The organism is Ruegeria atlantica (assembly GCF_013032005.1).
Classification (GTDB): Bacteria; Pseudomonadota; Alphaproteobacteria; order Rhodobacterales; family Rhodobacteraceae; genus Ruegeria; species Ruegeria atlantica_A.
In genome coordinates this window covers 127,865-140,632 of sequence record NZ_WQBE01000001.1, presented here as the reverse complement: position 1 = coordinate 140,632, position 12,768 = coordinate 127,865, and the positions used below count along the sequence as shown (strand labels likewise).

At 59.1% G+C, this 12,768-nt stretch carries 10 protein-coding genes; 1 reads left to right on the top strand and 9 read right to left on the bottom strand.

Translation table 11 applies throughout. The features are described from left to right. Positions 1 to 23: 23 nt before the first annotated feature. From folP to GOX21_RS00675, 8 genes are all read right to left on the bottom strand, one after another. Positions 24 to 1,022 carry a dihydropteroate synthase gene (folP, locus tag GOX21_RS00710; protein WP_170374816.1) on the bottom strand — a complete coding sequence of 333 codons (999 nt, stop codon included), beginning with the start codon at positions 1,020 to 1,022 and terminating at the stop codon, positions 24 to 26. Beyond that, on the bottom strand, positions 1,019 to 1,939 hold the full coding sequence (locus GOX21_RS00705; RefSeq protein ID WP_170357874.1) for a dihydroneopterin aldolase: 921 nt from the start codon (positions 1,937 to 1,939) through the stop codon (positions 1,019 to 1,021). Before GOX21_RS00705 ends, folP begins: the two co-directional genes overlap by 4 nt. Before the next feature lie 102 nt (positions 1,940 to 2,041). Next, a complete protein-coding gene (locus GOX21_RS00700) occupies positions 2,042 to 3,415 on the bottom strand; it encodes a multicopper oxidase family protein (RefSeq protein WP_170374815.1) in 1,374 nt (457 codons plus the stop codon). A 73-nt stretch (positions 3,416 to 3,488) separates the two neighbouring features. After that, a complete protein-coding gene (locus GOX21_RS00695) occupies positions 3,489 to 4,130 on the bottom strand; it encodes a cell wall hydrolase (RefSeq protein WP_170357870.1) in 642 nt (213 codons plus the stop codon). A 186-nt stretch (positions 4,131 to 4,316) separates the two neighbouring features. Then, a complete protein-coding gene (locus tag GOX21_RS00690) occupies positions 4,317 to 6,878 on the bottom strand; it encodes a putative PEP-binding protein (protein WP_170374814.1) in 2,562 nt (853 codons plus the stop codon). Positions 6,879 to 6,921: 43 nt separating this feature from the next. Continuing rightward, entirely contained in the window at positions 6,922 to 9,183 is a 2,262-nt protein-coding gene (glyS, locus tag GOX21_RS00685; RefSeq protein ID WP_170374813.1) for a glycine--tRNA ligase subunit beta, read from the bottom strand. Positions 9,184 to 9,192: 9 nt separating this feature from the next. Next, positions 9,193 to 10,413: a sodium/glutamate symporter gene (gene gltS, locus GOX21_RS00680; protein ID WP_170374811.1), complete on the bottom strand. Its 1,221-nt coding sequence runs from the start codon at positions 10,411 to 10,413 to the stop codon at positions 9,193 to 9,195. Position 10,414: 1 nt separating this feature from the next. Continuing rightward, positions 10,415 to 10,936, bottom strand: a complete 522-nt coding sequence (locus GOX21_RS00675; protein ID WP_170374809.1) for a DUF6446 family protein — start codon at positions 10,934 to 10,936, stop codon at positions 10,415 to 10,417. A gap of 91 nt (positions 10,937 to 11,027) precedes the next feature. On the opposite strand from GOX21_RS00675, the gene GOX21_RS00670 reads away from it, so the two are divergent. Further along, complete coding sequence (locus tag GOX21_RS00670) at positions 11,028 to 11,660, top strand: MarC family protein (protein WP_170348328.1); 633 nt, start codon at positions 11,028 to 11,030, stop codon at positions 11,658 to 11,660. An 8-nt stretch (positions 11,661 to 11,668) separates the two neighbouring features. Here GOX21_RS00670 and GOX21_RS00665 read toward each other — a convergent pair whose 3' ends face one another. Further along, a complete protein-coding gene (locus GOX21_RS00665) occupies positions 11,669 to 12,598 on the bottom strand; it encodes a glycine--tRNA ligase subunit alpha (protein WP_170348327.1) in 930 nt (309 codons plus the stop codon). Positions 12,599 to 12,768 lie beyond the last annotated feature (170 nt).

The following is a 12,768-nucleotide window of genomic DNA, read 5'->3' as shown; positions in this document are numbered from 1 at the left end:
GTAGTTACTCGTCTAGGACGGGATTACCGGACGGCGGCCCACAGACGCAAGGCCTGAGCGGTTTGAGCCACGTCATGAACACGCACGATCTGCATGCCTTGCGACAATCCGGCCAGCGCTACAGCGATTGATCCCGGCGCGCGGGCATCCTTGCGCGGCTCTTGCCCGATTTGCCCGATAAAGCCCTTGCGCGAGACGCCCAGCAGAACCGGGCATCCCAAGCCATGGAAAAGGCTAAGATTTTTCAACAATGTCAAATTATGCGCCTGGGTTTTACCGAACCCGATACCCGGATCGACCAAGATCTGATCGCGGCTCAGCCCAATCTGCTCCAGCTTTTCAACCTGACCTTCAAGGAAATCATAAACGTCCAGCGACACGTCATCATATTGCGGATCGTCCTGCATCACAGTTGGATCGCCCTGCATATGCATCACACAGACAGGCGCGTTAACCTCGGCGCAGAACGGCGCGAGCTGCGGATCAAAGGTAAAGCCCGATACGTCATTGATCAGCCCCGCACCCGTCGTCCACGCAGCCCGCGCCACGCTGGCCTTGCGGGTATCGATGGAAATCAGGGCGCTCGTCTTGGCGCGAATGGCTTCGATCAGGGGTTTCGTCCGGGCGATTTCCTCATCCTCTGGCACATAGGTAGCCCCCGGTCGGGTCGATTCACCGCCGATATCCAGAATACTGGCACCATGCTCCACCATCCGCTCAGCAGCGGACACTGCCGTTTCAACCGAGTTGTGCGCCCCGCCGTCCGAGAAGCTATCGGGCGTGGCGTTGAGAATTCCCATGATCTGCGGGCGATCCATCGCCACACCAGCAATCTCTGCGCGTGGGCGCGTCAGACGGTTCAGTGCATCGGCTGGAATATCCCGCGCCGTGACAATCGTCGGCGCATCCGTGCGGGACAGCCGTTCTGCATGTGTGAACCACAATTCCTGCCCGGCAAGAGAAACCGCCCCGTCCGGGCGTGCAGACCCGTGCTGCACCAGCGGTCGAAAATACGCAGTCACAGTTGCGCCTGATCCACTGGAATAGCGCGCAGAGGCGTCTTTGGAGCGTTCGGCAAGGCACCGCCGATCACCATCATTTCGCTGGCTTCAAAAGTGGCCGCAAACCAGGCTGCCAAGGCTACAGCGTCCGAAGGCGCCGCCGAAGGGCCATCAACCGCATCCAGCACAATCTTGGACGGAGCCCAGACACAAATCTGCCCATTCTTCATTGCCCAATCCAATTCCGTCCGCGTCGACACCACCACACAGCGATGATCCCGTGCGGCCAGAACCCAGGCGTTTTGCTCGATAGCCAGCAGATCAATCCGGCGTTGGGTCATCGCGTGACCAGTCTGTGGCAGCGTCAGTTCCGATGCGCCAACACACAGGATCAGCGGGCGCTGACGGTTCTCCAACTGATCAATCCAACCCGTCAGGTTGGCGGATGAAATGGCCTCGTTCGACAGGAATACCAACCGCGGATGGGGGCGTTCTTCTTCGACCACATCGTGGTGGAGCGTGTCCTTGCCGCGCACGATTTCGACACCCAGCGCGCCCGGTCCACGATCAAGTTTTTCGATGCGAACAAAAGCTCTTACAGCCTGAGGCTCAAGCAAAATGCGCTCTGCCACGCGATCCGCCAACGTCTCAAGCAGGTTCAGACGTTCAGCGGCCAGTTCATGGGCAATCGCCTCGGTCACTCGGTCGTATGACAGAATGCGATCAACATCATCGTCAATCGGATCGGTCAGCGGCCGAACCTCTACAACAATGTTGAAGCAGATACGCTGTGTGGTGCCACGTTCGGCCTGAAAGGCACCGATCTCAACTTCAACGGTATGATCCCTGAGCGAGATGCGATCCAGCGGGCCGCGCGTCGCGGTCGCTTCTGACCGTTCAGACGGGTGCGCAAAGGCAAGGCGGATTTCAGAGCTCATTCGGCGAACCTTTTCGGGCTTGGTAAACTAGTCTACCAAATTTATAGGATGCGCGCGCATATAGCATCGCAACAAACGCCATTCTAGTCGTTGATTGCGGCGTCAGGTTACGCGAAACCAGCTCATCATCCCGGATGCGGCGTGCCCCAGCATATGGCAATGCAGCAACCAGTCGCCCGGATTGTCGGCCACTAGGACAATTTCACGGGTTTGTCCGCGCTCCACCAGCACCGTATCGCGCCATGGGCCAAGGCTGCCGTCGGGCAGGATTAGCCGAAAATGGTGCCCATGTAGGTGCATAGCATGCGGAAAAGCGGTTTCGTTGACGAATTCGATCCGATGGGCACTACCGCGCTGCGCATCCAGAAAAGGGTCCAACGGGCGTTCAGCATACCCGTTCAAAGCCCAGAACCGGCCCAGTTGCGCCAATTCGCGGCCAGAAAGCTGCGTGTCGCCAAGCTGCGCGGATTCCAGCCACCGCATCGCACCACCCTGCAACGTCATCCGATGAACCGAGGCGCCGTCCAACACCACCTGTGCCAATGGATTCGCGGGCAAGGGCACAACGCCTGACCGGGCAGTCGTTGCCGAATTACCGGAAACCGGGAACCGCACCAGACCAAAGCCCCCGTCCCGCTCGCGACTGATCAGCCCGGCGACGGTGTCAGATTCCGCTGTTACGTCCACAATCAAGTCCGCGCGTTGAGCCGGGGCGAGTGGAAAACCGTCCTCAACCTCTAACGGGCTTTCAAGCGGCATTCCGTCCAGCGCAACGATCCATCCTGCCACCCCATCCAGAGCCAGATCGTAGATTCGCGCGTTGGAGGCATTGATCAGCCGCAGGCGCAAACGCTCGTGGCGGCGCGCGGGAAAAACAGGATCAAACTGGCCGTTGACCGAGATCAAGTTCCCCAACCGCCCGGCATGGCTTTGATCATGACCGTTGTCGAAATCCTCAACGATATGTCCGGTGTCTGGGTCCAGTCGCCAATCGTCCAGCATCAGTGTCAGGTCTTGGTCGACATCTGGCCCTGTAGCCTCTTCAACGATCAGCGGGCCGTATAAGCCGCGCGCCACCTGCTCGACCGAGCGGTTATGCGCGTGATACCAATAGGTTCCCGCGTCCGGGACGACAAAGTCATAATCGAACCCCTCGCCCGGTGCGATCACATCTTGCGTCAGGCCCGGCACACCGTCCATCGCGTTGTCGATCCGGATGCCATGCCAGTGCACTGTTGTTGGCTGAGGCAGCTCGTTCACCAACCTGCGCTGAACCCGCGCGCCCTGAGGCAAACGGATTTCGGCACCAGGTACACCACCGCCATAGGACCAAACAGGCGTTTGGGGAAAACCATTCGGGGCGATCTGCTGCATCGCGGTCTGTGCGATCAGATCAGAGCTTGATGCGCGGGCCGAGTGTGGCAGTACCGCCAGTGCGGCTGCTGATTGCAGAAATTGTCTGCGTGTAAACGTCATTGCGGGCCTCCTGGCCCGCAACATAGGTTATAAAACGCCCCGCGCCAGCAAGGTTCCAGCGCGGGTGCGTCAATCAGTTGCTCGCTGTTCGATAATTATGCCTGTAGAAAATATGAACTCCGATCCGCGCGGTTTCTTTATACACACGCGACCAGGACGGACGAACCGCCGTGGTGTGATAGTGTGTGGCACCTTCGGTCAGCTCTTTGGTGACACCGTCGATGGCCGCACGCGCAACTTTAGCTACGCGCTCATACGCCTTCTTTTCTCGGATCACTTCCTTTTGGCCATCACAGGTGTAAGTGAACTGGCACTGGTATTTCTTACCGGTTCCCTGCTTGATCACGCCGCACAGCGAGTCCGGGAACCGGCCACTGTCCACGCGATTCAGGATAACCTCGGCCACGGCAAACTGTCCGCGCACGCTTTCACCACGTGCTTCAAAGTACAGCGCCTCAGCTAGACACTTAAAATTTTCGTCCCCGGTTGCCTTGGGCTGTTGGTCCAGCCAATCCTTCGAGTACGACATTTTTTGAGGCTCAAGCTCTTTTCGGGGCTTGAACAGAGTCAGATAGTCGCGAAAATTCTGCCCAGGCACTTCGGTCCGGGTGACAAGCTCGCGTTCGGCAGTATCGGTGGCTTTCTTTTCAGCGAAAGACACACTTGGCAGCATGGTTGCCGCCAACGTGGCAGCAGCCAGTATGTATCGTAGCATCAGATAACCTCGCACAGGCACATATCGCGCCGTACCCTCCCCCGGCGGGCGCGACGAGGCATTTAGCGCAGTCCGGCGCAGACGTCCAGATCAGAAGAAAACGCAAGTGGAAAATCGCCCGTGGCGAAAATTAATTCTGCCACAAGGTTGCTTAAAAAGCACTAATCCTAGGGCAAACAGCCTGTGTCAACCCCCAAGTCTGGACGAAATCGCCAGCTGAGCGGAAGCCAGCCGAGCGACAGGCACCCGGAACGGAGAGCATGACACATAGTCAAACCCCAGATCGCGGCAGATGGCGATTGATTCGGGGTTGCCGCCATGCTCGCCGCATACTGAAAGGGTAACATCCGGCTGGGCCTGACGTCCACGTTCCGCGCCGAGTTTCAGCAATTCCCCGACCCCGTCGGGGTCAAGCACATGGAACGGGTCCTCGACAAAAACGCCCTGACGAACATAGTCAGACATGAACCGACCCGCATCATCGCGGGACAGGCCATAGGTCATTTGTGTCAGGTCGTTGGTACCAAAACTCAAGAACGCGGTCTGAGGTGCAATTTCATCCGCTCGCAGACAAGCCCGAGGCGTTTCAACCATGACACCCAGGCGGTATTCGAACTCTTGCCCTTGTTCGGTTGCAACCGAGGCCGCGACCGTATCGATGCGGGATTTGACCAGCTCAACTTCGCGCTTGGCCGAAACCAACGGGATCATCACCTCGGGCACGACGGGGGCGCCGTCCTTGCTGGCCTCAAGCGTCGCTTCAAAGATAGCGCGGGCCTGCATGTCGTAGATTTCGGGCACTGTCACCCCCAAACGCACACCGCGCAGACCCAGCATCGGGTTGTATTCAGTCATCGCCGCAACACGCCGTTCGACATCCGACACAGGCAAATCCAGCGCCTCGGCCAGCTCGCGCTGTCCACTGCGCGTGGTCGGCAAAAATTCGTGCAAAGGCGGGTCGAACAGGCGGATACAGACGGGCTGACCTTCCATGATACGGAACAGCTGAACGAAATCCTCGCGCTGCATGGGCAGCAGACGCTCCAGAACCGCCGCGCGACCCGATGAAGTTTGCGCAAAAATCATCTCGCGCATCACGATCAGGCGACCGGGATCAAAGAACATATGCTCGGTCCGACACAGGCCGATCCCCTGCGCCAGAAAGTTCCGAGCCGTCTGAGCGTCGGCCGGTGTATCCGCGTTGGCGCGGATGGCGATGTCGCGTTCATCATCCGCCCAGCCCATAAGCGTTTGAAAACAATCGTCCAAAGCCGCCTCAAGCATCGCGGGCTGTCCGGCCAGAACCTGACCCGAGGACCCGTCGATCGTTAAAACGTCGCCGGTCTTGAACACCCGCCCATCGGGGGCAGACAGCAGCCGTTTCTTGGTCTGAAACCGCATCTCGGACGCGCCGACGATGCAGGGCAAACCCAACCCGCGGCCGATCACAGCGGCGTGGCTGGTCATACCGCCCTTTTCGGTCAGTACGGCAACCGCTGCATGCATCCCGCGCACATCTTCGGGCGAGGTTTCGCGGCGCACCAGAATACACGGCTCACCCCGCGCAGCGCTGGCCTGAGCCTCGGCGGCGGTGAACACGATTTTGCCGGTCGCAGCCCCCGGGCTGGCGGCAATACCGGTGGTCAGAACATCCCGCTCTGCTTCGGGGTGAACCTGCCGGTGCAGCATCTCATTCAGGGAATGCGGATCGACCCGCATCACCGCTTCTTGAGGCGGAATGATGCCATCTTCGGCCAATCGAACCGCGATCCGCATCGCCGCCCGTGCGCTACGCTGTACGCGGACGCCGTCCAGAATATGCACGTGGCCATTCTCGATCACGAACTCGACCTGCATTTCCTCGCGCAGCTTGGCGCGCATCAAGGCTGCGTGGGCCTTGAGTTCGGCAAATGCCTTTGGGGCGACTTCTTCCAGTGATTTCCCGCGCGGGTCTTTTTCCAGATACAGCGCTGCCACATCCGCACCCAGCGCATCGCGGCCTTGGCTTTGACTGAGATAACGACCGGTGATTTGCGGCAACCCAGTTGCAGGATCAATCAGTTGCAACACACCCGAGCCGCACTCGCCCTGCCCCACGCCGGGGATCATTTCCTGAATGACCAAGCCCAACCCGGCATCCGCCGGCGCCCCCTTGGCCTGTCGCAGCAACCGGGCCGAGGTTCCATCCCACGCCCGCGCCATCGATCGTAGGACGGCAATCAGCTGCTCGCCCCGGTCTTGGGGAAATGCCTCGTCCGTTTCATCCTCATAAGCGCGCAAGGATTGGCTCAGCCCTTCGCTGCCATCCGCGCTGATATCGTCGAAAACATCCGCGTCCAAACGGGCCACATGAATAGCGTAGCTTTGAACAAAGCGCAGGTACAGCGCGGCGGCGGCCTCGGCGCCCATCGAATCCGACAGGTCCACATAGCGCGCGTCGTTCATACCGATGTTCAAGATCGCACCGGGGCCACCCCAATCGGGGTCTTCGGAACTAGGCCGGACGCACAGCAACGCCGTCTGTTCAAACTGCTCCAGAACTGCGGCGATATCCGGTACCTGCCCTTCGGCAATCCGATGTACCGCGTCAAAGGACAGCGCCACCGTTCGCGGCACCGGAAGGTCCAAACGGACTAGACGTTGCAGACATTTCGCTCGCCCGCCGTGTGTATTGGCGGCCACGGGCGCTTCGGTCGTTATCAGAGTGGTATGCGGATTATTCTGCACTGCAGCACCTTTTGGTTTCACCGCAGCATAAGCCCTTGCACCAATGGCGCAAGGGCGTTCTGGATTAACCTTCGATCTTGCTGAGGTCCGCCACGGAGGAGCAGACCTGACGGATTTGGCTCAACAGGTTCAGACGGTTGCGGCGCAAAATGTCGTTGTCCGTATTCACCTGAACTTCGTCAAAAAAAGCATCGACCGGCCCACGCAGCTCAGCCATTGTCGTCATCGCCTTGGGGAAATCTTCGGCCTTGAGCGCCGGTTCGATCTTGCCCTGCGCCTGATCCAAAGCGGCAAACAGAGCCTTTTCGCTGTCCGTCTCCGCGAATTTCACATCCGCGCCATAAGAGTATTCGACGCCGTCCTTTTCCTCGGCCTGCGTCAGGATGTTGTTGGCGCGCTTGAAGCCCTGCACAAGGTTCTCGCCATCCTCGGTCGCAATCACCGCATTCAGCGCACGGGCGCGTTTGACCAGCAGGTTCAGGTCATCATTGCCGTCCATTGCGATACAGGCGTCGATGATGTCGTGACGGATACCCTCGTCGCGCAGGAAGACTTTGAGGCGGTCGTGGAAGAAGGAGAGGATGGAGGACGACGCGTTGCTAATCTTCTTCGAGATTCCTTGAAGGATGGAACCATCACTCACATCCGGTTCAAATGGATTATCGGCGCTTTCAGGAATTTGCCCAATCACTGATTTGAACGCCGCCTGAAATACCCCGTACTTAGCGATCTCCTGAAGCGTACTTTCAAGTGTGAATAGGTCTTGTTCATCGCCAGATACCCGAAGACCCTCAAGTTCATATGACAGCAATTGGCGGTCTACGACACCGTTAATCGGCAAACGCAGATCATTCTCCAAGACCAACCGAATAACCCCCAACGCCGCACGGCGCAGGGCAAACGGATCTTTCGACCCGGTCGGCTTCTCATCAATCGCCCAGAACCCGGTCAGCGTGTCCAGCTTGTCGGCCAGTGCCACGGCCACCGACAGCGGCGCGGTCGGCACGTCATCTGACGGACCAAGCGGTGAGTAATGCTCTTGCGCCACGGCGGCAACGGCGGCGTCTTCGCCTGCGGCTTCGATGTAATACCGCCCCATAAGCCCCTGAAGTTCGGGGAATTCATAAACCATTTCCGAGTTCAGATCAGCCTTGGCCAGACGCGCGGCTTTCTCAGCCTGATCCGCATCCGCGCCCGTCACCGGGGACAGTTCGCGAGCCAATGCCGCGATGCGGTCGATCCGCTCGGCCTGTGTGCCCAGCTTGTTGTGGAAGGTCACATTCTCCAGCGCGCGGGTCCATTGGGCGATGTCCGATTTGGCGACGCGCAGGTCGTTTTCCCAGAAGAACTTGGCATCCGCCAGACGCGCCGACAGCACCTTTTGGTTCCCCGCCAGAATGGTCGCGCCATTGTCGGCGGTTTCGCGGTTGGCGACGGTAATGAACCGCTCGATCCGGCCCGTTTTCGGATTGCGAACCGAGAAGAATTTCTGGTGTTCCTTCATAGAGGTCTGCAGCACCTCGGGCGGCAGGTCGAGGAATTCCTGATTAATCTTGCCCATCAGCACCACGGGCCATTCGACCAGACCAGCGACCTCGGCCAGCAGGCCCTTGTCATCGACCACTTCCAGACCGGCGGCAAAGGCCATGTTCTGGGCGTCGTTCCAGATATGTTCAGCGCGGTCAGAGGGGTTCAGCACCACAAAGGCGCGTTTCAGTTTGGCAGCGTAGTCATCGAACGACGTGACCGCGAAGCGATCTGGCGCCATAAAGCGGTGACCCGCAGTGGTGTCGCCCGCTTTGATCCCTTCGACCTCAAGCGGCACGACTTGCGCGCCAGCCTCATCGGACAGAATGCACAAGATTGAGTGCAACGGGCGCACCCAGCGCAGCGAACCGCCGCCCCAGCGCATAGACTTGGGCCAGGGAAAGTTTCGAATGGTGGTTTCAAGCACCTCGGCCACAATCTCGGCCGCGGGGCGTCCGGCTTTTTCGATAGTCGCGAAATAGACCGCGCCTTTGGGTGTATCGCGTTCTTCCAACTGATCGCGGGTCAGGCCCGCACCGCGCAGGAAGCCTTCGATGGCTTTGTCCGGTGCGCCGACTTTCGGCCCTTTGCGCTCTTCGCGGATCGTTGGGCTCTCAGTCAGAAGACCTTCGATCGCCAGCGTCAGGCGACGCGGCGTGGTCAGGGCGGCAGCCCCGGCATAGGTCAGACCGGCCTCAACCAAACCGTCGGTCATCCGTTTTTTCAGGTCCTCACCGGCGCGGGTCTGCATGCGGGCGGGGATTTCCTCGGAAAACAGTTCGATCAGCAGGTCGGGCATTTTCGGTCCTTAGAAATTAACGATCGTCTGAATGACGATGGCATTGGCGATATCCACAAAGAAGGCGGATACAAGGGGCAGCACGATAAAGGCAATAGGCGACGGGCCATATCGTTTGGTAACTGCGGTCATATTGGCGATAGCGGTCGGGGTCGCGCCCAGTGCAAAACCGCCAAACCCCGCAGACAGTACGGCGGCGCGATAGTTGCCGCCCATCACCGGGAACAACACCCAGATCACGAACGCCACGGCAAACAGGGTCTGCGCACCCATGATAACGACAATGGCCAACCCCAGTTCGGCAATGGTCCAAAGCTGAAGGCTCATCAGCGACATGGCCAGAAACGCGCCCAGCGAAAACTCGGATATCAGCGCCAGCGAGGGAGTCCGGGACACCGGCGGCGCGTTGGGGGCCAGAGCTGCGCGAACATTGGCAATGACGATCCCCATGATCAGGCAGGGCACGAACAAGGGCAGTTTCAACCCGGTAGCCGCGATTGCCTCGCTCAAAAAATATCCGAAGATGATCGCCAGATTCAGATAGAGCAACACGCGCATGATGGTCAGGTGGTCGATCATGGTCTCGGCCTCGGTGGCATCATCCGGCAGCCCAACTGTGTGTTCTTCGTCCGGGCGTTCCGGGGTCAACTTCTTGCCTTCGACCAATAGACGGGCAATCGGCCCGCCCACCAGCGCAGCCAACACAAGGCCAAGCGTCGCCACGGCCACGCCGAGTTCAGTCGCGCCCTCAAGCCCGGTGACTGTGCCAACCTCGGGGGCCCACGCGATGGCGGTACCATGCCCACCAATCAGAGACGCAGAGCCAAAGAGAACCCCAGCTTGGGCCGGATAGCCAAAGGCAACTGCTCCGGCGGCACCGACGGCATTCTGGGCAACGATTGTCACCAACGTCAGAATGAGCAGCAGGAACAACGGCTTGCCGCCGGAAATCAAATCGGCAAGCCGCGCATTCAACCCAATTCCGGCAAAGAACACGATCAGCAGAAAATCCCGCGAGGCAAGGTCGAACGTCAGCTCAAGCCCTGCCACGACATACAGAATCAGCAATACAAGAGACGCCAGCAACCCGCCGGTGACAGGCTCAGGGATATTGAATTGACGCAGCGGAGCGACCCGAGAGTTGATCTCGGCCCCAATCAGATAGACCGCAATGCCAAGCGTGGCGGTCAGAAAATTGGGAATGTGAAGCATTTCCTCGACTTCGGGCATCTCAGTCCCCCGGCCGTGGCGGGCATTCCTCGCCCACCACCGTTCCGTCATATGCCTTTTCACCGCAATTGTTCAGCGCGTGCCAGACATAGCCCTTGCCGTCAGTGGTCACCGCGACGATACGATCCACGCCATAGTGTATGTTCTTGGCCCCCATAAAAGCTTGCGCCTGTCCAGACTTTAGAGCCTCGGCAATGGCAACCGCGTCGTAGCAGTCAAACCAGCCCGGCGCGGTCAGCGGTTCGGGGTTTTCGACCGGCTGAAAAGCCGCAAGATCATCGCTCGTCATCTCGGTCTCAAAACACGCCCGGTATCGGATCGGAGAGCTGTCCGCATCAATCGCCTGAAACGCCGTGTACGGGATCGGCTGGGGTTCCTCTGCCCCCTCTACAAGCAATTCCACGTCCTTCCCTGGCTGGGGCGCGACGTCATAGTAGAACCCGTACACCTGAAGGTAATACATGCCCACCCCGGCCAAAGCCGCAGAAACAATAAGGATGATTGCAAGCAGTTTTCCGGTCATCTTCTCAACATCCCGATCACGCGGCCTCTTTCAACTTGGCGGAAAATAGGCCAGTTTCCAAACTGATACAGGTCGGAACGAGGCTATTCGAATGGACATGACCCTTGCCGTTGGGTTCTTCGGCGCGCTGTTTGCGATCATGAACCCGATTACAAATCTGCCCGTCTTCCTGAGCGTTACCGACGGCCTGACGCCCGCTGATCAGCGCAAAGTCGCGGCGAAAACAGCCACGTATTGCCTGATCCTGGGCGGCGCCTTCGCAGCTATCGGCAACCAGACGCTTGGCCTGTTTGGGATCAGTGTCGACGATCTGCGTGTCGCGGGTGGTCTGGTCGTTCTTATGATTGGCCTGAACATGCTGAACGGCAACGAAAGCACCTCGCACCACGGAACCAAGGGGGAAAAGCAAGCCTACCCCGAACCCGCGACGGTGGCGTTTTACCCGCTGGCCTTCCCCATTCTGGTCGGGCCCGGCACGATCACAACGTTGATCCTGTACGCTCACCATATTTCCAAGCCCATGGACGCCATCATCTATGCGGGCGTGTTTCTGGTGGTTCTGTTTTTGTTGTTCATCACCTTCTGGAACGCTTCGGCCCTGGCCAAACGCCTGTCCGACAACGCGCGCGTAATCATGAGCCGTTTCATGGGCATGATCCTGTCGGCCATCGCGATCAGCATGATCGCGGATGGCCTGAAAGTGCTGTTGCCGGGATTGGCCTGAGCGCGCCATCAGGCCTCGAACCCGGCTGCCCCGGTCTGTACAAACGCATCGGCACATTGCTTGGCCAGCGCCCGCACGCGACCAATATAGGCCTGCCGTTCCGTGACCGAGATCACCCCCCGTGCGTCCAATAAGTTGAACATGTGGCTGGCCTTGATGCACTGATCATAGGCCGGGTGCGCCATGATGATACGCTTGCCGGTTTTTGGGTCGTCATGCTCCTGCGCCAGAATGGCGGCGCATTCGGCCTCGGCCTCTTCAAAATGACGCAGCAGAACTTCGGTATTGGCAACGTCAAAGTTCCAGCGGGCGTATTCCTCTTCGGTCTGTTTGAAGATGTCGCCATAGGTCAGCGGGCTGGGTGATTGCGGATCATTAAAGGGCATGTCCATCACGTGATCAATGCCCAGCACATACATTGCCAGACGCTCCAGACCATAGGTCAGTTCGCCCGAAACGGGTGTGCAGTCATGGCCGCCGACTTGCTGAAAATAGGTGAATTGGCTGACTTCCATGCCGTCACACCAGACCTCCCAACCCAGACCCCAGGCGCCCAGTGTGGGGCTTTCCCAGTCATCTTCAACAAAGCGGATGTCATGCAGGTCCATATCTATACCGATGGCCTGTAGGCTGCCCAGATACAGCTCTTGTAGATCCGGCGGGCTGGGTTTGATCAGCACCTGATACTGGTAATAGTGCTGCAACCGGTTGGGGTTTTCACCGTATCGCCCGTCGGTTGGACGGCGCGAGGGTTGCACATAGGCCGCCGCCCACGGCTTTGACCCCAAAGCGCGCAGCGTGGTGGCCGGGTGGAACGTACCTGCACCGACCTCCATGTCATAGGGCTGCAGGATCGCGCAGCCTTTCGAGGCCCAATAGGTCTGAAGTCGCAGGATAATTTCCTGAAAAGAACGTGGTGCGCTGGACGGTTCGGTCATGACATTCCCTTTGGACGCCCCTGCGCCCGGTTCCGGTCGGTTTTGTCCTTCCTATGCAAGGGGCCAAGGGGCGTCAACGGGCCAATCGGGTTGGGCTGTCACTGCACCGCCACACTGGAAATTCCCCGTATTCCAGGCATGGCTTTCTGCGGTTCAATTCGCGTAGTCTG